At 40.9% G+C, this 20,954-nt stretch carries 16 protein-coding genes and 1 other RNA gene; 13 read left to right on the forward strand and 4 right to left on the reverse strand.

What is annotated here, in order from left to right; genetic code table 11:
• Positions 1 to 70: 70 nt before the first annotated feature.
• A complete protein-coding gene (locus NE535_RS17590; protein WP_261299885.1) occupies positions 71 to 2,512 on the reverse strand; it encodes a DNA polymerase II in 2,442 nt (813 codons plus the stop codon).
• Positions 2,513 to 2,592: 80 nt separating this feature from the next.
• On the opposite strand from NE535_RS17590, the gene dinG reads away from it, so the two are divergent.
• The 6 genes from dinG (at position 2,593) to NE535_RS17620 (ending at position 8,161) form a co-directional block, all read left to right on the forward strand.
• The gene (gene dinG, locus NE535_RS17595; RefSeq protein WP_261299886.1) at positions 2,593 to 4,668 is read left to right on the forward strand and encodes an ATP-dependent DNA helicase DinG; all 2,076 of its coding nucleotides are present in this window, start codon (positions 2,593 to 2,595) and stop codon (positions 4,666 to 4,668) included.
• An 8-nt stretch (positions 4,669 to 4,676) separates the two neighbouring features.
• On the forward strand, positions 4,677 to 5,450 hold the full coding sequence (locus tag NE535_RS17600; protein ID WP_261299887.1) for a sulfite exporter TauE/SafE family protein: 774 nt from the start codon (positions 4,677 to 4,679) through the stop codon (positions 5,448 to 5,450).
• On the forward strand, positions 5,447 to 6,109 hold the full coding sequence (locus tag NE535_RS17605) for a primosomal replication protein (RefSeq protein WP_261299888.1): 663 nt from the start codon (positions 5,447 to 5,449) through the stop codon (positions 6,107 to 6,109). The genes NE535_RS17600 and NE535_RS17605 overlap by 4 nt, the downstream gene beginning before the upstream one ends.
• Positions 6,110 to 6,118: 9 nt before the next feature.
• Positions 6,119 to 6,841, forward strand: coding sequence for a DUF2057 domain-containing protein (locus NE535_RS17610; protein WP_261299889.1), 723 nt, complete (start codon positions 6,119 to 6,121; stop codon positions 6,839 to 6,841).
• A 4-nt stretch (positions 6,842 to 6,845) separates the two neighbouring features.
• Positions 6,846 to 7,757, forward strand: coding sequence for a histone deacetylase family protein (locus NE535_RS17615; RefSeq protein WP_261299904.1), 912 nt, complete (start codon positions 6,846 to 6,848; stop codon positions 7,755 to 7,757).
• A gap of 77 nt (positions 7,758 to 7,834) precedes the next feature.
• Complete coding sequence (locus tag NE535_RS17620) at positions 7,835 to 8,161, forward strand: late competence development ComFB family protein (protein WP_261299890.1); 327 nt, start codon at positions 7,835 to 7,837, stop codon at positions 8,159 to 8,161.
• A gap of 48 nt (positions 8,162 to 8,209) precedes the next feature.
• Here NE535_RS17620 and ffs read toward each other — a convergent pair.
• An RNA gene (ffs, locus tag NE535_RS17625) (signal recognition particle sRNA small type) lies at positions 8,210 to 8,307 on the reverse strand.
• Between the two features lie 247 nt (positions 8,308 to 8,554).
• Between ffs and NE535_RS17630 the strand changes: the two genes are divergently transcribed.
• The 5 genes from NE535_RS17630 to NE535_RS17650 all read left to right on the forward strand — a co-directional run bounded on the left by NE535_RS17630 (position 8,555) and on the right by NE535_RS17650 (position 17,186).
• Positions 8,555 to 9,256 (forward strand): hypothetical protein, encoded by a 702-nt coding sequence (locus NE535_RS17630; protein ID WP_261299891.1) that lies wholly within the window; start codon positions 8,555 to 8,557, stop codon positions 9,254 to 9,256.
• 331 nt (positions 9,257 to 9,587) lie between these two features.
• On the forward strand, positions 9,588 to 11,780 hold the full coding sequence (locus NE535_RS17635; RefSeq protein ID WP_261299892.1) for an OmcA/MtrC family decaheme c-type cytochrome: 2,193 nt from the start codon (positions 9,588 to 9,590) through the stop codon (positions 11,778 to 11,780).
• Between the two features lie 240 nt (positions 11,781 to 12,020).
• Entirely contained in the window at positions 12,021 to 13,997 is a 1,977-nt protein-coding gene (locus tag NE535_RS17640) for an OmcA/MtrC family decaheme c-type cytochrome (RefSeq protein ID WP_261299893.1), read from the forward strand.
• 141 nt (positions 13,998 to 14,138) lie between these two features.
• A complete protein-coding gene (locus tag NE535_RS17645; protein ID WP_371931124.1) occupies positions 14,139 to 15,086 on the forward strand; it encodes a DmsE family decaheme c-type cytochrome in 948 nt (315 codons plus the stop codon).
• A gap of 12 nt (positions 15,087 to 15,098) precedes the next feature.
• Positions 15,099 to 17,186: an MtrB/PioB family decaheme-associated outer membrane protein gene (locus NE535_RS17650; RefSeq protein ID WP_261299895.1), complete on the forward strand. Its 2,088-nt coding sequence runs from the start codon at positions 15,099 to 15,101 to the stop codon at positions 17,184 to 17,186.
• A 156-nt stretch (positions 17,187 to 17,342) separates the two neighbouring features.
• Here NE535_RS17650 and NE535_RS17655 read toward each other — a convergent pair whose 3' ends face one another.
• On the reverse strand, positions 17,343 to 17,870 hold the full coding sequence (locus NE535_RS17655) for a tRNA-uridine aminocarboxypropyltransferase (RefSeq protein ID WP_261299896.1): 528 nt from the start codon (positions 17,868 to 17,870) through the stop codon (positions 17,343 to 17,345).
• A 335-nt stretch (positions 17,871 to 18,205) separates the two neighbouring features.
• On the opposite strand from NE535_RS17655, the gene NE535_RS17660 reads away from it, so the two are divergent.
• Both NE535_RS17660 and NE535_RS17665 read left to right on the forward strand, forming a co-directional pair.
• On the forward strand, positions 18,206 to 18,754 hold the full coding sequence (locus NE535_RS17660; RefSeq protein ID WP_261299897.1) for a hypothetical protein: 549 nt from the start codon (positions 18,206 to 18,208) through the stop codon (positions 18,752 to 18,754).
• 91 nt (positions 18,755 to 18,845) lie between these two features.
• Entirely contained in the window at positions 18,846 to 20,315 is a 1,470-nt protein-coding gene (locus tag NE535_RS17665) for a capsule assembly Wzi family protein (RefSeq protein ID WP_261299898.1), read from the forward strand.
• A 48-nt stretch (positions 20,316 to 20,363) separates the two neighbouring features.
• On the opposite strand, the gene NE535_RS17670 is transcribed toward NE535_RS17665, so the two are convergent.
• Entirely contained in the window at positions 20,364 to 20,705 is a 342-nt protein-coding gene (locus tag NE535_RS17670) for a hypothetical protein (protein ID WP_261299899.1), read from the reverse strand.
• Between the last annotated feature and the right edge of the window lie 249 nt (positions 20,706 to 20,954).

Below are 20,954 nucleotides of genomic sequence, written 5' to 3' on the forward strand. Positions count from 1 at the left end.
TTTGATGCTTTGATGCTTTGATGCTTTGATGCTTTGATGCTTTGATGCTTTGATGCTTTGATGCTTTCCATTAAATCAATAACATTTGCCCATTACAAAAGTCATCATAACTCAACCCTAAAAGGGAAAGTATCGGTTCAGCAATGGGTTTTATTTGCTTTTCGATATAATAATCATAATCTAATGACCAGATTTTATCGCAAACAGGCTGTACACCGGCTGTCGTCATCACATACTCAATAACAGCTCCCCTTTTTAACCAATTGTTATCTTGCTGATATTCAGCCATAAGCTTAGCGGCTTTAACATGAGGTGTAGATTTAGCAGTGTAATCTTCAACATTTCGTTTTAAGCGCTTTTTTAATACTAATTCAGCATCAAAAGCCCCTTGCTTTAACAATGCGACCTGAGATTGTAAAAACTCACTGACATCTTGCTGATTAAAAAAACGTTGATATAACTGATATTGAATACGTTTGGAAAGCGGAGTCCAGTCGCTTCTTACCTGTTCCATGCCTTTAAACACCATTTCAGGCTGATGATGTTTATCTATTTTTAACCCTACATAGCGTTTTTTACTGCCAAGCTCACTGCCTCTTAAAGTGGGCATAATAAACTGATTAAAATGGCTCTCAAACTCTAACTCAAGAAAGCTAGTTAAATTATATTCAGTATCACACCATACCGCCCATTTTTGAGTAATTGCTTCTGCCATTTGACGACCAATTACATCCGCACTAGTTTGCAGCTCATCGCCCAGCCAAACGAAAGTAGAGTCGGTGTCGCCATAAATCACTTGGTAGCCCGTCTCTTCAACCCAAGATTTTGTGAGCTTCATAATTTGATGACCACGCATGGTTATTGAACTAGCAAGTTTAGCGTCATGAAAAATACACCCCTTTGACCCAAGCACGCCATAAAGCGAGTTCATGATAATTTTAATGGCTTGCGACAAAGGTTGATTATGACTTTTTTTAGCCAACTCTCTTTGCTCGGCTAAACTGGCAATCAGTTTGGGAAGAATGGGATTATTACGATGAAATTTTGCCCCTAAAAACCCCGCCACAATAGCATCAGAATCAACATCAGACTCAGCAATTTTTAATCCTTCAACTAGCCCTTTAGGATCAATTAAAAAAGTGCGAATGATTGAGGGGTACAAACTTTTAAAATCCAGTACCAAGACATTTTTATAATGTCCAGGGATAGAATCCATAACATAGCCACCAGGACTTTCTAATCCATTACTGGCTGGCATTTGCGGTGCAACAAAGCCACTACGATGCAAATAAGGTAAATATAAATGATAAAATGCGGCGATAGATGCGCCTACTCGACCGAATTCTAGCCCCGTAAGCTTGGCTCGTTCAATTGCAAAAGGCAGTAATTGCGTTTTTTCAAAGATATCCCACACCAATCTACAATCAGTAAGATTGTAATGGGCTAGTTTAGGCTTATCTGTAACGAACATGTCACTAATCTCACCGCCACGATTTTCAACATGTTCAATCGTTTTCCCCTCGTTGAGTAAGGCTCGTGAGACAAACTCAAGTGAAAAACTATCAAACTTATAAAACGCAGCTTTGAGCCAATCAATGCCGTCTAACACAACTCGACCGGGCAAATTTAACGTTTCTGGTCGATATTTGTCCTCAACTTTCCAAGATAACGCCGTTTCACCTCGGCCAATCAACAGGGGAATATGATGGTATTGGCATCGTTTAAATAACAAAGCCAGATCGAATACAATAACAGCCCAACCGATAATAATATCGGGATCAAACGCTACAAACCAAGCAATTAACGCATGCAATAAAGCCCGTTCATCGGCAACCCAAATGATGTAGTCTTCGGCATTGGGATAATCATCTGCGGCACCAATCATGATGACACGTTTATAACTTGCCCCATACAAGCCTACAGAGTAAAGCTCACCTTGCATGCTGCATTCTAGATCCAGTGAAATAACTTTGAGATTAAAGTCTTGCTCTAAGGCATCAGTTACAACCGCTTGATTATGATTCAATAGTTCAGCCGGTATCGACCTTCTGGCTCTTGAAGCATCTAACCTAAGTAGATTTGTTGAACTTTCAGCCCAAATGCCTTCGCACTGAATATCAAATGCAATAAAGCGTTCGATTAAATAACGTTGCTCTGCGCGTATATCTGTTTCATATAAAGCGATGCCAATATCATTCGCCACGCGTTGAAGTTGCTTTAAAGCAGCACTGGTTTTAAGGTAAATACCACAAACACTTTGATGCTGAAAGTTAGACATAGCCAAAGACACCACTCTTGCCTGAGTCAAAAAAGGCATTAACTTATCAATGTCAATTTGACGACAAAAGCACACTAACTCTTCATTATGTAACTCAACTAACACTGGGCCACTATGCGTTTTGACATAATATTGCAGCACTAACTGCCCCTGACGATAGCTCGCGTGGCGTGTTAATACCTGTCCCTCAATTCGAGTTAATGGTTTATTTGATGACAAGAGTTTTGAGTTCAATTTGATTATCTGTTTTAAGCATTAAGATTCACTGTTATTATGTACAGCATAAATCAGTCACAGCAGAATACATACTACTCATGCTAACCGATAAGGTAAAAACGCAAATTCGCACCATCTATAAAGACATTGCATCTGCAATGCCGCAGTTTCGTTCGCGACGAGAACAAAACTATATGGTGGCAGAAATTTCTAAAACCTTAGCGGGTGAATATGACAAGCAACGTCGTATTATTGTGGTTGAAGCCGGCACAGGTATTGGTAAATCGTTATCTTATATATTGGGAGCAATCCCTTTGGGGATCGCCAGTAAAAAGAAAGTATGCATAGCGACAGCAACGGTTGCACTGCAAGAGCAATTATTACATAAAGATTTGCCCTTTTTTTTACAGCATTCAGGCTTGGACTTTAAGTTTGGTTTAGTCAAAGGCCGTCAACGCTATGTATGTTTGGCCAAATTAGAAGCCATGATGGGCTCGCAAGATGGCTCTCAAATGGCGATGTGGCAAACAAAACCCGATCAAAGCCAGGTAGAACAACTGCAAAAGTTACATCAAGATTATCATCAGAAAAAATGGAACGGTGAACTTGATAGCTTAAAAGATCCCATTCCTGACTTTTTGTGGCAACAAATATGCTGTGACAAGCACAGTTGCCATCGTCAGGTTTCGGCTCATCATAATTGTCCATTTCATAAAGCCCGTGAAGACGTCGACACCTGGGATGTATTGATTGCCAATCACAGTTTATTGTTCGCTGATTTAGAATTAGGTGGTGGCGTGATTTTACCCGAGCCTGAAGACATGTTTTATATTATTGATGAAGCACATCACCTGCCTATTGTCGCGCGTGACTTCTCTAGTGGTCAGGCAACGCTTAGAGGGGCATGTGATTGGTTGGATAAAGCCAGTAAAACTTGTAGCAAATTACAAAACCAGCTCAAAACCAATAATATTATTGCGCCTGTTCAAGCCATGCTTGATCACATTACCGATATCATTAGCTTACTGAATCAAGTGGCCCATTTTTGCGACACTCAACCACAATTTTTTGCTAACCCAGAAACACGATGGCGTTTTGAACACGGCCAACTGCCGCAATCATTAACTATTCAATCAGAAAACTTAGCAACAGCCACTGGCAGCGGACTCAAGCAATTTAATAAAGTCGTTGCTGTGTTATCTGAAGCAATCAAAGACGGTGAAGTGCCAAAACATCAATCTGAAGGGTTACTATCTGAAACTGGGTTTATTCTGCAGCGCATAGAAAACCTCCATAAAGTGTGGAAAATGATTGCCAAAGAAGACAGTAAAAAAGGTGCACCAACCGCAAGATGGATTGAACTCATTACGGGTAAACAACAGGATTATCTCGTTAGCGCCTCCCCTATTGAAGTAGGCTTTATGCTTGAATCAATGTTATGGCAAAAGGCCGCAGGGGTTGTGCTATGCAGTGCCACATTAAGAGCATTGAATAACTTTAATCACTTTGCTCATCAAGTGGGCTTAAGCACCAATGATGGAAGCCGCTTCTTAGCACTGCAATCGCCATTTGATTATGAAAATAATGCCACATTATTCATTCCACAAATGGATAATGAGCCAACTGATGAAGATTACACCGCTGAATTAGCAACACAAATCATCGCCTTAATTGATGGTGAAATGGCTTCATTAGTATTATTTGCGTCTTATTGGCAAATGGAAAAAGTCGCCGAACTGGTCGAAGGAAAAATCCCCGCCTCACAACTGTTTATTCAAGGTACTATGCCTAGGCAACAAATTTTAAGCCAACATAAGCAACGTTGCGATGATGGTGAACCCAGTATTATTTTTGGCACGGGCAGCTTTTCTGAAGGGTTAGATTTACCCGGCGACTACCTTACCAACCTAATTATTACAAAATTACCTTTTGCCGTCCCAACATCGCCCGTTGAACAAGCTCATGCTGAATATGTAAAAGTGAAAGGGGGCAATCCTTTTTTACAGTTAACCATTCCAGATGCTTCACGTAAGTTAGTACAAAGTTGTGGTAGATTACTGCGTAAAGAACAAGATTATGGCAGGGTAACCATTTTGGATCGCCGTTTAGTGACTAAACGTTATGGTAAATCGTTAATTGATGCATTGCCGCCTTTTAGACGCGTGATTGAGTAGGTATTTTTTTGGAATTATTGTTAGACCCAAGCCATCTTGCTATTTTGGCTATTATTGGAATTGTTGCTGGTTTTATTGACGCCATTGTTGGCGGCGGCGGACTATTATCCATTCCAGCATTACTTGCAATGGGGATCCCGCCACATTTAGCTTTAGGCACCAATAAACTGGCGGCCTGCTTTGGCTCAACAATCTCAAGCTACACGTATTATAAACAGCAATTATTTACCCCCATTTTTTGGAAAACCTGTGCAATAGCTACGTTTATTGGCGCTATTTTAGGCTGCGGACTGGTTTTTTTAATCAATGCTTCATGGCTTGAAAAGCTATTACCATTGCTGATTATCAGTATTGCTATTTATACTTTATTCAGCCCTAAAGCCATGGGGGGGAAACACTGTGTTTCTCCCCAGAAAGCCCCGTCAAACACTCGTCAGGGGATACAGGGGCTAATATTAGGTGGATATGATGGTTTTGCAGGCCCCGGGATAGGTGCATTTTGGACTGTTTCATCTATATCACTGCATAAGTTACCACTGCTAGAAAGCTGCGCATTAGCACGAATTATGACGCTAATTAGTAACATTACTGCCTTAGTGATATTTGCCTTTTGGGGTCAAGTTGATTGGTTGTTAGGATTATGGATGGGAATTTGTATGATGGCAGGATCTTTTATGGGAGCTCGAAGTGCAATTCGATTCGGCATTCCATTTATCAAGCCACTGTTTATTATTTCCGTGGTTTGTATCGCGACGCATTTGGCTTGGAGCGCTTGGGCATGAACACCCAACAGTTAATTCAAACATTGAAGCAGCAACTTGACCATATCGAACAAGAAGTACTTCAACATGATCAACAGCTCGCTCCCCAACAGAAAAAAACACTCGAACACGTTGAACGATTTAACCATAATCTATTTGTCCAACAAGGCGCGCAATTACTGCCATGCGTGCAACAGCTGCGCAAAGATGTCACCCAATTAGAAAAACAGTTAACACTAAAGCTAGCCAAAAGCACTATTGAATTGAGTTGCCAACGCATTCAAGATAGGTTCACCGCACTAAGACGAGCATTGTTGACCACAGGTTTGAACTTAAAGTCGGCCGAACAGAAAAAAGCCAGTAATCGCGCTCGATATGCCAAAAGACAGAAGCAAACAATGCAAAACAGTGAATTTGGTTGGATTGCAAATAATGTCATGTATAACAGTCATCAGCTTTATGAAGAATTGAACAAACATGTAAATTGGGCTAAAAAGTTTGAATATAAAATTCAACAAATGGAATCAAATCTAGAGTTATGTCATGCTGCTGAAAAAATTAGATTGCAAAATGACATCCTTTTAATGCATCGTCGTTTAGGTAAATGCCGCCAAGCTATTAGTTATATTGAAGAGCGGATACAACACTTTGAGCGTCCTCGCCAAAGTTTTAATCGTTAAGGAGCAACAATGAAATCATTCGTCACCACCGGTGCTATCATGGCATTGCTATCATCGACTTCGTTGATGGCAGCTAACCTCACTATTCCCATGTCTTTTGAATATTTGGCGCTGGATGGTAAACAGATTGAAACAAACATGTTTAGCCACAAATCTGATTTAACACTAGACAATGGCAGTCATAAAATCGCAATTAGATATCATGATATGGTCCAAGATGATTTCACCGACAGTCAAAGCTTTATCAAGTCAGCTCCGTTTATTGTGACATTAAATGTTGATGGCGATGTAAATTACACGCTATCGGCTGCCGATGGTGAAGTGGTTAAACGCCCAAAATCCTTTGCGAAAGACCCAAAGATTATTATTACCCGAGAAGATAAAGGTGCTGTTAATTACTCAGTTGAACAAACTAATTTTGAAGAAAAGTCATTTTTTGCCAACATTTTTAGTAGCAACAAAGGTGATAACGTTGATGCCTTAGCTGTCAATGCCACAGGTAATGGAGTCACTCCAGCCGTAGCAGTGCAATCAGCAAAACCTGCAGTAGCAGCAACTGCGGCATCTGCCACTGTAGCGGCAACAGCGGTTGCCACAAGCGAAGTAAAAACGGCTCAACCGATTAAAGTTGATAACCCAGCACAAGCTGAGCAAATGCTGCAATATTGGTGGTTACAAGCTGACGAAAAAACCCGTAAAGAGTTTATGGGTTGGGCTATAAAGCAATTGTAATGGAATAATGAAATTTCCTTTTGTTTATCACGCCAGCTATTCACAGCTGGCGTTACCTCCTCTGCATCGCTTTCCAACAGCTAAGTATCAGCAATTGTTTAATTACGCCATTGAAAACGGCTTAGTTTGTTCAAGTCGGCATTATCAAGCTGAAAAAATAGATCTGGAACTTATCAAAGCGGTGCATGATCCAGATTATGTAAATGCCTTTATCAATGGCACCATCGATGCTAAAGCAATTAGAAGGATAGGTTTTCCTTGGAGTCAGCGTTTAGTTGATAGAACCTTACATGCAATAAATGGCACTCTACTGACTTGCACACTTGCACTGGAACATCAGATAGCAGTGCATTTTACCGGCGGATATCACCATGCACATCGAGATTTTGGCAGCGGTTTCTGCATCTTTAATGACTTAGTCATTGCTGCTAACCATCTTATTGAAACCGAAAAAATTGATACCGTACTGATATTTGATTGCGATGTTCATCAAGGCGATGGCACTGCCACCTTGTGCCAAACCCAACCAAACATTATTAGTTGCTCGGTACATTGCAAACAAAACTTCCCTTCCAGAAAACCACAATCAGATTATGATATTGAGCTCGATAAGGGATGTGATGATAACGAGTACCTTGCTCACATTGGCAGCATCTTAAAATATTTAATCCAGTTACATCGACCGGATCTAATCATTTATGATGCCGGAGTCGATATTCATGAAGCTGATGATTTGGGTTACTTAAATATCTCAACTCAAGGCATTCTTGAAAGAGATAAGCTAATATTGTCTATAGCAAAACAACAAAGTATTCCGATTGCCGCAGTAATTGGTGGTGGTTATAGTCGTCAAGTTGAAGCATTAACCCTAAGACACAGCCAATTGTTGATTGCAGCAAATCAGGTTTGGGTGTAAAAATAAAACAATGAACAACTTAGCCAGCCTTTAAAGACTGCAATTGCAGAATTAAAACATTTCAATGGAGTAACACCATGCATTTAGAATTCCGTAATTATTATGAAGTCTTACTGTTGGAAATCTTGCGCGATGAAGGACTAATGGACGAGTTACCTGAGGACTACCTGGCAGATCTTTGCTGTGTTACGTTAAACCAATTACCGGTTCGGTATATTAGACACTTAGTTGATACTTATTTTTTCGAAGATTATAACGAACTCAAGCAAATGAAAACGGAAATAAGTACGGCACTAGAGCGTTCAAGAGCATTTTTGAAAGCCAATCTACAAAAAAAATTAAAAGAAGAACAAGAGAAGCAACAGCCACAACAACCAGTAATGCAGTTAAAACACACTGAATAATACCGCAAAGAGGTGTTTGAAATAGTAAATGGGGGGAGTTTGGAGGCTCCCCTAGAGCCGACACCCCGGCACACGAGTCGCTTGCTGCGGTTGCTCCCTTCCGGGCCTGGCCGAGTTCACAAGTTATCGTTGCGGGGGGACCCTAGGGTCACCATAATCTTCTAGAAAAACGAAAATCTTATCTAGAACGCGGCGATTATCCCTTAACCCATCAGTGCAATCAACCCCTAAAGCCTGCCTTTTTTCGTTTTAGACACCAGTTGCACAATCATTGCCCAATTCCAAAATTTCAAAGCACGCTCGATAACATCTTCTATACTTTTAGTTACTCCAAAATTCCGATTCAAGTACTTAGCCATTTATTCATACCTCACTGTTAGAAGGAGAATGTTAATGAGCCGCATTTTACTTATCACATTTTTCTTATGTTCAATGCTTGGTATTAATCAACCCAGTAAGGCTGGTGAATTTGAGAGCAATACATATATTGAGTTAACAGAGCATTTTATGACCAATAATCAAGCCAACCAAAGTGCTGGCGCTGACACAATGAATTTCCCTGGGTCAGTAACCCTCTTAAGTAATAGCGAATCATATGACCACTATGAGCATTCATCTTGGTTGGCAATACCTAAGGCTCAAATTGGCATCAACTCACAATGGCAACTATCTACACAATTCAGTATTTATAGTTTTATTAAATATCAGCAACATATAACTTATCCATTGGAATACACATCAAATCACGCCGCCACAGAAATGCTGCAAGAAAATACCGCGAGTCATAATGAATATACCGTGTTAGGCAGCGAAGTCATCCTGCAGCAATTGTTCAATAACAAACTTATTCTTGGCGTGAATTATCAAATGAACCTACCTCTATTTGCACAGCTGAACTCATCAAATCAACAGTTCAGAACCTATGCAAATTACCAACTCATAGAGAATTTGAATTTACATTTAGATTGGATGATATCTGCAAGCGCTTCATCTTCTTCGCAAAACCTTATTACTCAGGGTAAATTATTCAAGCCCAAAAACGCTAATGAGATTTATTCTCAATTCATATTATTTTCAGTGAGTTACAAAATGTGACCAAAATCACACATCACAGCTTTCATCACAAAATCTAACATTTCTTTCAATCATAATCCCCCCAGATTTGCTAATGTTATTGTTGAGAAAAAGTTTCGAAGAAAACTGATATCTTTACAAATAAACAGTTTAGTTAAGTAAAAAATTAACATGAAACATCAACATCATAGTTAAAGCGCTACTACTAAAGGAATAGATGGACATAGTTCACAACTCTCGCGTCCTCTCGCTGAACAAGAGTAAGAGGTTAGTTAAACTGTCTATGGGTTAAAACCAAACACTTTTGGATGAACTACAACTTAAAGTGATTATTATATTGCAGGGAAATATGATGAAACGATTCAATTTTAATACGACAGCAAAAGCTGTATTTAGTGCAGGGATTTTATCTTTTGCACTAGCTGGGTGTGGTAGCGATGGTAAAGATGGCGAAGATGGTCCTGATGGCCCAATTAGTCTTTCGGTCGGAAAAGCATCAAGTTTACACGTTACAATTAACAATACAGATATCACCGATGGCGTAATAAAAGTTAACTTTACACTCGAAGATGCGAATGGTGTAGCGATTACCGACCTTGATACTTACCCTGGAGTCGACACCTTAGGTTTAGGTATTGCTAAACTTGTCCCACAAAAAGGCAAAGGCTACAAAACGCCACAATGGGTAAACTACAACAACAAGGTCGTTGTTCCAGTTCAAGCTGAAATTCCACCAGGATATGAAGATAAAGCAGGCACTAAGATTCAAGCAACAATTGAGTCAAGCTGTAAACAAGACTGTTTAACGAGTGAAGCACCTGGACAATATTCTTATACGTTCAACCTTAACTTAAATAACTTAGAGCCAATCGAAGGTTTAGATCTTACTTACGATGAAACCTTAACACACCGTGTAACGATGGAATTAAGAGCAGATCAAAACACTAACAAACTAGTCAATACTCACTTTGATTTTGCCCCAACGACGGGTGAAGCTGTTAGTGAAGAAGAAAGCCGAATTGTTAACTCTCTTGAACAATCATGCTTACGTTGTCACAGCGATGATTATGATCATGCTTGGGCACCAAAACTAATTCTTCATGGCGATAAGCGTTTTGCATTAGAAAATTGTCAAGTATGCCACACTAGCTATTCAGCTGACCCAGAAACTGGCAGCCCAATTGACTTTGCTTATATGGCGCACAAAATCCATAAAAGCGATTATCTGATAGCTGGATATAAAGGTAGTGTGCACGATTATTCTAAAGTGACCTTCCCTGCCGATCTATATGATTGTCAAGCGTGTCACCAAGATACTGAGCAAAGCCCACCAGATACCGATAACTTTAAGCACCATACAGCATTAGCATGTGGATCATGCCACTCTGGCTCAACTGATCCTGCACAAATCAAAAGTGACATGCATGAAAAGTATATGGGAGCAACTGATTGTTCGACATGTCATGCTGATCAAGGTACTCCTGGTGCAGCCCATCACTTTACAGATGCAGTAGCCAAACAAAATGCACAAGATAGTTACAGCGCAAGTTTAGTCGCGAAGAGTGTCAGCTACGATATGGCTAAACAAGAGCTAAGCTTTGATATTAAGGTTATAGACACTAACGAAAAAAGTGTCACGAGCCCTGATTTAGATGCAAGACTATCGCAAAGTAATTTAATGCTTGGTTTCGGTAATAATGATGATTTTGAATTGGGTTACAAAAAAGTTGAGTTACTAAAACAAACTCCAACCAGCTCGAATGAAGGTTTATTCAGTTATGTTGTTTCAGGAATGGATTTAACAGCTGACGCCACTCTTCCTTCAACTGCAGTGATTACCACTAAAATGTGTGTGGACCGAGATACCTTACAAGGTGTTGTTTGCGGTTCAGGCACTGACGAAGCAAGAAGTCCAGCTACTATTGTTGGTGAAATAGTACCATTTGACTTATCTGGAACAGAAAATGTAACTGCACGTCGTCAAGTTGTCAGCAACGAGACATGTGCAAACTGTCATGATGGCAAGTACTTATCTAAGTTTGGCGGAACCAAAATTAAACATGATGGTTCTTACACAAACTTTGAGGGTGAATGTCAAATGTGTCATAACGCGACTTACTCTAGAGGCAGTAGCAAAACAATAGTCGAACATATTGATTTTAAAGTTCGCATTCATGCCTTACACGCAAATAAGCGTGACGGCCAAGAAGCTGGTGGCGAAGATAGAATCACCTTCCCTTCTCACTATGGTAATTGTGCTACGTGCCATGATAAAGGCCAATTAAGCATGAAAAATCTTGGTGAAGTTCCAGCAACTCAAACTACAGACCCAGAGTTAGGCCGAGTAGAATTCTCGCCTACTGCAGCAACTTGTGTCAGCTGTCATGGTGTCAAAGAGTCCATTGTTGCGCATATTCGCTCTGAAGGTGGTGCTGCAAATGATCCTGTAGGTACTTATGTCCCTGGCTCAGAAACCTGTGCGACTTGTCACGCTGAAGGCAAAGCCTTTGGTGTAGATAAAGTTCACCCTGTTATTTTTAAATAACAGTTTACTAGAGAGGAGACATTGTCTCCTCTCTAGCATTTCTAAGTACCCCTTTAGGAATAGTTAGAACAGAGTCACACATTCACCGTAGGGTTAAAGATTTTTTAACTCAGGTGCAGTAACCTTATTGATAGGAATACATTTTCCAACATTGACTTAGCTGAATAATAAGCTCCATTTAGGTGCACCTTGCAGAGGAAACTGCCAGTTAAGATAATGTTTTACCTTTGCAGGGAAAATATGATGAATACAAAATACTCAAAAATTGCGCTGTTATTAGCAACAGCGACCTCTATGACGCTTGCCGGTTGTGGTGGTGATGATGGTAAACCGGGTAACCCTGGCAATCCAGGTGGTGAACCCGCTGAAGCCATCAAAGTACTAAATCTTGAAATTACTAACGTTAGCTATACAGATGGCAAACCTGTAGTAGAAGTGTTCGCAACCAATGAAGAAGACTTACCCGTTATTGGTCTGAAAGACATTGTCATTGAAAACGCAGCTCAATTAATTCCACAGGGTGCGGCAGGAGCAGGCGCTAGTGCAAACTGGCAAAAACTGGGTTCTTCAAAATCATTTGAAGATAAAAAAAACGGTAACTACATTTTTACCTTCGATACATTTGATTCTGAAAAATTCAATGCACAGCTTACCCAGCGCTTCAACGTTGTCTCGCCAGCCTCAACATTAATCGACGGTGTGACTCCAGTCGCTGTAAAAGAAATTGTTCGCGATTTTGATGGCGAAGGCTACCAAGCCAAATACACCAAAAACATCGTTTCAGCAGCGGCTTGTGCATCATGTCATGCTGAAGGTGAAAAGATTTATCATAAAGCCACTTCAGTGGAAACCTGTATCACTTGTCACACCCAAGAATGGGCTGATGGACGCGGTAAACCAGAAGTTGCTTTCGCACACTTAGTGCATAACGTACATAACTCAAACAAAGCTTGGGGCCGCAACAATAATACGGCTGAAACTGCTCATGCTATCGTTCAAGACAACTGTCAAACTTGTCACGTTGAATCTGAAGAGTTAACTGAATGGGGTAATTGGACACGTATTCCAACCATGGAAACCTGTACAAGTTGTCACACTAATATCGACTTTAAAGCCGGTGAAGGTCACTCTCAACAATTAGATAACTCAAACTGTATCGCATGTCATAACGCCTCTTGGACAGAAGAACTTCATACTGGTGATTTTGTTCAGAAGAAAGCATTCATTGATACCTATGGCATGACTGCAACATTAACAGCAAATAAAGCTACAGATACTGATATGTCGGCGACATTATCCGTTTCGATTTTAAATGCTGACGGTACTGCACTTGATGTAGCTTCGATGCTAAGCAAAATCCAACGAATTGAAACCTTAACTAACGTTGGACCTAACTTCCCCATCATGGGCTATAACCCAAGTCCTGGTAGTGGTTTAGCTAAAATAGCAAAAGACCTAATTAAAACGGGTGAGTTACAGGATGGTGTTGCCATTGAAAATGGTAATCTAACCTATACTTTTGCTTCTCTACCATTTGGTGCTGGTGATGCTGATACTGCATTTACTTTCATTGGTTTAGAAATGTGTAACGATGGCATTAAGGCCGTTGATTGTGCTGAAGGTGTTGCGACAACATCAATGAAAGCAGAATTAACTCATGGAACCTTATCTGGTAATGCACCAAGCTTCCGTCACGTAGATTCTGTTAATTTCAGCACTTGTCAGAACTGTCATGGTGAAACCTTTGAAATTCACAAAGGTTATCACGCAGGTTTTGTGATGACTGAGCAACTGTCTCACACTAACGATGCAGATGGCCAACCTATTATTGGTGTTGATGCTTGTGTTGCATGTCATACCCCTGATGGCACTTATGCGTCTGGCGCAAATCAAGGTGCTTTCGAAATGAAGCTTCATAGTGTTCATGGCGAGCAAGATATTATTAAAGATTGTACTCAGTGTCATAATGACTTCAATCTTGATGCTTTCAAAGTAAAAGGTGCGTTAGCCACTGCCGGTGGTGGCGATAGTTACACCACCCCTATCACAGCAACCTGTGCTTCTTGTCATGGTTTTGAAGAAATCAAAGCTCACGCAGAAGGACAAGGCGGGGTAGTAAACGGCTCTTACCAACAAGCAAATGACGCTGCTCAACTAGAGTTCTGTTTAGCATGTCATATGCCAAGTGTAGAAAATCACACCAAAATAAAAATGTAATTTGCCCATAGGGAGAAGCCCAAAGCTTCTCCCTGTTTCTTGGCAACGCGCTTTTTAGATACACAAAGCGCTTTTATGGACAAATTAGGAAGTCTACTAATGAAGACAAAAAACAAAACCAATTCAATATTTGCAGGATTAATGTCAGCCGCCGTGTTAATGGTCGGTTTGGCAATGCCTGCACATGCTGCTAAATGGGATGAAAAAATGTCGCCTGCGGAAGTAGAAGCGACATTAGACACCAAGTTTGCAGAAGGCAAATACTCACCTAAAGGTGCTGACTCTTGTTTAATGTGTCACAAACGTTCAGAAAAGGTCATGGACCTATTCAAAGGCGTGCATGGGGCAATTGATTCAAGTAAAAGCCCAATGGCTGGCTTACAATGTGAAGCCTGTCATGGTCCTCAAGGTTCGCACAACAAAGGTGGTAAAGAGCCGATGATCGCCTTCGGCCCTAACTCTACCCTGCCAGCAGACAAGCAAAATAGTGTTTGTATGAGTTGTCACCTAGATGACAAACGTATGTCTTGGAACACCAGCCATCATGACAATGCTGATGTGGCCTGTGCTTCTTGTCACAGTGTTCATACCGCTAAAGATCCGGTGCTGTCTAAGCAAACGGAAATGGAAGTGTGTACAAGCTGTCATACTAAGCAAAAAACCGATATGAATAAGCGTTCTAGTCATCCAATGAAGTGGAATCAAATGACCTGTAGTGATTGTCATAACCCACACGGAAGCCTAGCTGATGCTGATTTAATTAAACCTAGCGTAAATGAAACCTGTTACGAATGTCATACTGAAAAACGTGGCCCTAAACTGTGGGAGCACGCGCCAGTAACAGAAAATTGTGTTAGCTGCCATAACCCACACGGTAGTGTGAATGATGGCATGTTAAAAACACGTGCGCCGCAGCTGTGTCAGCAATGTCATGCCAGCGATGGCCATGCTAGCAATGCCTATTTGGGCAACACTGGTATGGGCTCGAATGTTGGAGACAACGCATTTACCGGTGGCCGCAGTTGTTTAAACTGTCATAGCCAAGTGCATGGTTCAAACCATCCATCAGGTAAGCTATTACAGCGCTAGGGAGTTAACACTATGAAATATAAATTAAACTTAATCACCCTAGCCCTACTTGCCCCTGCCAGTTTTATGGCTACGGCTGGCGGATATGGGTTAGCCAACGCTAATACTGAAAATGTGAAATTTTCAGCCTGGTCTTGTAAAGGCTGTGCGGTAGAGTCTGGCACAACGGGCAGTGTTGGCATTGGTGTAGGTTACAACAGCGAAGACGATATCAAGTCGGCTAATGCTTTTAAAACGGCAAATGAAGTTGCTGGAAAATTCGATGCTGATATTCAATATCGTGGCGACAATGGTTATAGAGCAAATATAGAAGCTACTGATATTGGTATGGATAATGGTCGTGCTGATATTAATGTAGGCAAGTTAGGAACTTATAACCTTAACTTTAACTATCGCTCCATTGCCAGCTATACATCTAATACTGCTCTAACACCTTATCAAGGTGTTGGTGGTAATGATTTAACCTTACCTGATAATTGGGTCACTGCGGGCGCTAGCTCTCAAATGCCCATGTTGTATTCAAGTTTGAATCCATTTGAATTGTCTCTTAACCGTGAAAGAGCGGGTTTAGGAATTGAATATCAAACTGAATCGATTTTCACCACGTTTGTTAATTTTCAACGTGAAGAGAAAACCGGAGTTAAGCAAGCGTCAGGTAGCTTCTTTAACCAATCAATGATGCTTGCTGAGCCGGTAGATTACACAACCGATACGCTTGAAGCCGGCATTAAATTAAAAGGTGACAATTGGTTTACTAGCTTAAATTACAATGGTTCATCATTTAAAAATGACAATAATCAACTGAGTTACGACAACGCGTTTAACCCAACATTTGGTGCTCAAACCCGCGGTTATATGGCACTTGATCCTGATAATGAAGCGCACACAGTGTCATTGATGGGACAATTCAATGACTCAGTTACTGCTGTTTCTGGCCGATTAATGGTAGGTAAAATGACCCAAGACCAAGAGTTTGTTACATCTGGTTATGGTTACCAACTGCCAACTGAATCATTAGATGCAAGCGTTGATCTAACAGGGATGAACTTAAAGGCTGTAACTAAAATCAGCCGCAGCTTTAGAGTGAATGGCAGTTACGATTACAGCGATCGCCAGAACAACACTCAAGTTGAAGAATGGACCCAAATCAGCATCAACAATGTCAATGGTCAGGTGGCTTATAACACGCCATATGATCACACATCGCATAGAGCGAAACTTGGCGCTGATTACCGTATCAATTACGGTTTAAAGTTAGACGGCGGTTACGAGTTTAAACGTGATGAACGTAGTTACCAAGACCGCGAAATCACTGATGAGAACAACCTTTGGGCTCGAATTCGTGTCAACAGTTTTGAAAACTGGGACATGTGGGTTAAAGGCAGTTATGGTCAGCGTGACGGTTCTGACTATGATGTCTCTGAATGGACATCTAAAGAGCAAAATCAATTATTGCGTAAATACTACCTTGCTGACAGAGACAGAAGTCAAGTTGAAGCGCGTGTAAGTCATACCCCAATTGATGAGCTAACTATCGACGTAGGTGTGCGCTATGCACTTGATGACTACAAAAATACCGAAATCGGCTTAACTGAATCTAAAGACACTAGTTATGATGCAAATCTAAGCTATATGTTTTCTGCAGATGTTATGTTGAATGCTTTCTACAATCATCAAACAATCAATTCAGATCAATCAGGAAGCAGCAATTTTGCCACTGCGACATGGCAAGCTGAAATTGAAGATAAGATTGATGTCATGGGCGCTGGGTTAAGTTACAACAACTTAATGGATAGTCGTTTACGTTTAGGCTTAGATTATACTTACTCTAAATCTGACAGTAATACCCAGGTAAGACAGGGCATTACCGGTGATTACGGTGATTATTTTGCCAAAGTGCATAATGTTAACCTGTATGCACAATATCAAGCTACTGACAAAATGGGTCTACGTTTAGACTACAAAATTGAAAAGTATTTAGATAACGATGCCGCTAACGATATCGCCCCAGATGGTATATGGAATGTGGTTGGTTTTGGCAGCAATAGCCATGACTATACAGCACACATGATCATGCTAAGCATGAGTTACAAACTCTAACTCATAGGCTTAACCCCTATCAAGCCGGTATCTTTGTTAAAAAGATACCGGCTTTTTTGTAAAGCTATTGCATTACACCACCAGTTAACATTATATTAACAAATGAATTATCTTGTGATTGAAAATTGGGCACAGGGAACTTGCCCAGTTTTATTTTCAAGCCTTATTATTTCTACCTTCTAGATTAAAAGTGCCCCAATGAGTCATTAATTCGTCCGCCAATGGTGCTTGACCCGCATAGGCTAATAACAAGCCAACGCATTCTGCTGTACACAGTCCGCCGTCGATTTGGTTTCTACGTAGCCGAAAGCTAGACTTGATTGAATGGGATAAATTAACCTTTGTCAGTGAGTGCAAATAAGCACTGCGATTGTATATTTTGCGGGCTTCCTGCCATGTTGCATCAATAATGACTAAGTGTTCAAATTCAGCCAATGCCGCTTTATTATTCTCTCCAATACAAACCTGTCTAGGCTGGCCGCCCTCCCCTTTTTCACTAGACTCTAACTCAGGAAATAACAAACCAACTTTCGCTTGTTGAATCAAGCTTAATAACGCCCCATCAGGGTTCACTCTATCCCATATGATTCGACTTGCCGCAAATCCCAACACATCAATAACCAGCTGGCCTGTATTGGACTTTCTATCAAGTTCCCGTTGATGTGTCAGTAAAATAATCTTCATTCAATCCTAGCTGAGCATTTTTTCGAAATGAGTTGTGCAGACGCTTGTCGCCAGTGGCTTCAAAGCGAGGCTTAAAATATATCGTTATTCTACATCAACAAGTGATAACGCAGAACAATGCCGCGACATATGCAGAGCGATAAATGTTTCAAGAAATAGCACAAACGTTGAATTGTTGTGACATTGGCATTGCCAGCCGAATGAAGTTGTAAAGATAGCGTTAGCAATAGGCTGTGAGACGATTTTTTAATCTGGTTTATCAAATTACTTGGTTAAAATCATCAGTAGATTTTAGGTTGATATTTCAATTTTTCTCCACTTTTAAGGTACCCATAATGCATGCCATTTCAGCTCAAGGTTCATCTGTTACTGCAAATCCACGTTTAAGTGCTTATAACCTTACTCAAAAAGTAGAACCTACAGAAAATCAACCTAACCGCACTGCGCAGCCTAAGCGTTCGGTTAATACCACAACAAATACCTCAACTTCGGTATCAATTAGTCCTCAAGCTCATGCTTTGCTGGCAGCAGAGCAATCTAAAGTGCAATCCACACCCTATGTTGATATGGATGCTAAGCCGACTGCTGAAAACTCAATTGAAACCACAAAACCTGCGCCAATTAAAGATAATGAAAAACTAGACAATTATGTGCAGTTCAAGAAAGCCCAAATGAAATATCAAATCTATGCTGATATGGCCAATATTTCTTCTGGCAATAGTGGCTCAATCAAGCCTGCAACTGCATATTATTTATCTAACAATGAAGATGCTAGGGCATTTACTGTAAATAGCATGACTCGCAACCATCAGGTAGCTATGCTAAATACCTATGCTGAAACAACAAAATCAGCTAAAAACCAGGCAATTAATACCAAGACATAGTCAACGACCTCTCGTCATGAGCTAACCATTTATTATCGCAATTTAACCGTTAAATCGAATTTACAACATCAAAGCTTAATTAGGAAAATTAATGAAGTTATTACCATTGGCAGGGATTGCTGTTCTATCCAGCTTTAGCGCTCAAGCAGCTTGGTGGATAGAACCAACAGACCTATCTTTACGCGCCGACATTCAACTTTTATCAGATAATGGCATCATTATTCAGCCCATCACCACCTACCCATTAATGTGGGCCGGCATTAAAAGTGACCTCGATAACTTCGACATTGCCTCGTTAACGGGTGCGCAAACTGATGCCTATCAAAGAGTCATCGCCGCTTATCAAAAAGATCACCAAGGCCTGAACATCTCTGCCGGTTTTAATGGTGCAAACGATCGTGCTCGCTTCGTCGGTTTTGGCAATGATTACCGTGACAAGGCTGAAGCTGAAGTTAAGGTGGAAGTCACCCAAGATTGGTTTAGTGGCCGACTGGCTGCTAGCTATCACCACGATTCGATTGACGGAAACACCAGTCGATTAGATGACAGCTTTGCCGCTGTAATGCTAGGTAATTGGATTGTTTCCGCTGGTGCAGTACAAAAGTATTGGGGCCCCAGTTGGGACACAGGCTTGATACAAACAAATAATGCACGACCATTACCCGGCATGACCTTTTCTAGAAACAATAGCCAAGCATTTGATACCCCTTGGTTAAGCTGGGCTGGCCCTTGGACATTTACCACCAGCTTCAGTCATATGGAAAGCGAACGTCATGTTGCTAATGCGCGCCATTGGGGTGCAAGAGGTACACTACGCCCAATATCCAAACTTGAGATTGGCGCATCTTGGACCATGCAATGGGGTGGCGATGGCTACGGTAATAGCCTGTCAGACTGGTGGGATGGCTTATTCAATGGCGGCATGGATGAAGGTGAAATAGAGAACGGCCAAGAAAACATGTTAGCGGGTTATGACTTCAGATGGTCTGATACTGCATTTGGTATTCCCTACGGTGTATATTATGAACGTACCCATGAAGATTACCATAATGGGAAAAATAAACTGATCAATGCCGCTAACATGGGCGGTGTTGATTTTTATATCGCGCAGCTGTCAACGCGCTTTTTTCTCGAATACTCTGATACCAAGGTTGCTTGTGGGATAGACCCTCAAATATACAACTGCCTCTATGAACATGGATTTTATCAGTCTGGATATCGCTATTACGGAAGAAGTTTAGGCAGCACTTATGATAATGACTCTGAAACACTTGTCGTAGGGGCTATTACCCAACTCGATAATCAGCAAACCCTGAGCACTAAATTGCGTTGGTTAAGGTTAAATGTCGATGGTTCAGACAGCAACCCACAGGTAGGTGGAAATCCGGTTTCACCGGGAAGATATGAAAGAGTCTACCAACTCGATACCAGCTATCATCGTCCATTGTTTGCAGGAAAGCTGAAATTAGGTGGCACAGTAGGTTACAGTGAATACCCACAAACATTGGATAGTAGCCAATGGGAAACAACAGTTTATGCTGGCTGGCAACGGGATTTTTAGGCCCAAATATTAGTATTTGATCTTGCCTGCACCCCGTGCAGGCAAGCTTTAATGCTGTAACCGTTCATCAATAAAAGTGCACCAAGCGTCGGTGTTTCGCTTAGGTACGGTAAGATCACCTCTTAAACCTAACTTAAATTCAATCACACTTTGCCACTCATCACTGCCTAAATCAGGCCCATGGCCCTGACCATCACCAGAGAGTAATTGTTTTTCAACCTGCTGATACCAAACATCAGAGCAATTAATCACTATCGGCTGCTGACTTTGTACTACAGCCACTTCAGGATGGGATTGCGAGTTATCACACCCGCTCACCAATAAAGACATTGAAAACAGCAAACCGAATGGCAAAGCCACTTTAAGCAACACACTGTTTATTTTTTGCATATTGTGCTCCCATCAACCGCATACTTGTAATCACATAAAATATGCATGATGACATTTTTAAGGATACCATCTCGATTAAAAGATAAGATTAGCAGGTTTCATTCACCACTAGACTTATTAATGCAAGCTTTGCCTTTGTGTAGAAACCCGATCAATTAACCTTTGCTTGCACTTTGACCGCTATAGCGACAATACGACCAAGCAGCATTAACTTTCTATGTTTACATCTTGTATTAAGCTTGTATCGTA

This window comes from Shewanella holmiensis, from assembly GCF_025370255.1.
Taxonomy (GTDB): Bacteria; Pseudomonadota; Gammaproteobacteria; order Enterobacterales; family Shewanellaceae; genus Shewanella; species Shewanella holmiensis.

Coding starts and splice junctions, on each gene's coding strand:
- dinG (WP_261299886.1), top strand. CDS start 2,593: ATGCTAACCGATAAGGTAAAAACGCAAATTCGCACCATCTATAAAGAC.
- NE535_RS17605 (WP_261299888.1), top strand. CDS start 5,447: ATGAACACCCAACAGTTAATTCAAACATTGAAGCAGCAACTTGACCAT.
- NE535_RS17610 (WP_261299889.1), top strand. CDS start 6,119: ATGAAATCATTCGTCACCACCGGTGCTATCATGGCATTGCTATCATCG.
- NE535_RS17620 (WP_261299890.1), top strand. CDS start 7,835: ATGCATTTAGAATTCCGTAATTATTATGAAGTCTTACTGTTGGAAATC.
- NE535_RS17630 (WP_261299891.1), top strand. CDS start 8,555: ATGAGCCGCATTTTACTTATCACATTTTTCTTATGTTCAATGCTTGGT.
- NE535_RS17635 (WP_261299892.1), top strand. CDS start 9,588: ATGAAACGATTCAATTTTAATACGACAGCAAAAGCTGTATTTAGTGCA.
- NE535_RS17640 (WP_261299893.1), top strand. CDS start 12,021: ATGATGAATACAAAATACTCAAAAATTGCGCTGTTATTAGCAACAGCG.
- NE535_RS17645 (WP_371931124.1), top strand. CDS start 14,139: ATGTCAGCCGCCGTGTTAATGGTCGGTTTGGCAATGCCTGCACATGCT.
- NE535_RS17650 (WP_261299895.1), top strand. CDS start 15,099: ATGAAATATAAATTAAACTTAATCACCCTAGCCCTACTTGCCCCTGCC.
- NE535_RS17655 (WP_261299896.1), bottom strand. CDS start 17,870: ATGAAGATTATTTTACTGACACATCAACGGGAACTTGATAGAAAGTCC.
- NE535_RS17660 (WP_261299897.1), top strand. CDS start 18,206: ATGCATGCCATTTCAGCTCAAGGTTCATCTGTTACTGCAAATCCACGT.
- NE535_RS17665 (WP_261299898.1), top strand. CDS start 18,846: ATGAAGTTATTACCATTGGCAGGGATTGCTGTTCTATCCAGCTTTAGC.
- NE535_RS17670 (WP_261299899.1), bottom strand. CDS start 20,705: ATGCAAAAAATAAACAGTGTGTTGCTTAAAGTGGCTTTGCCATTCGGT.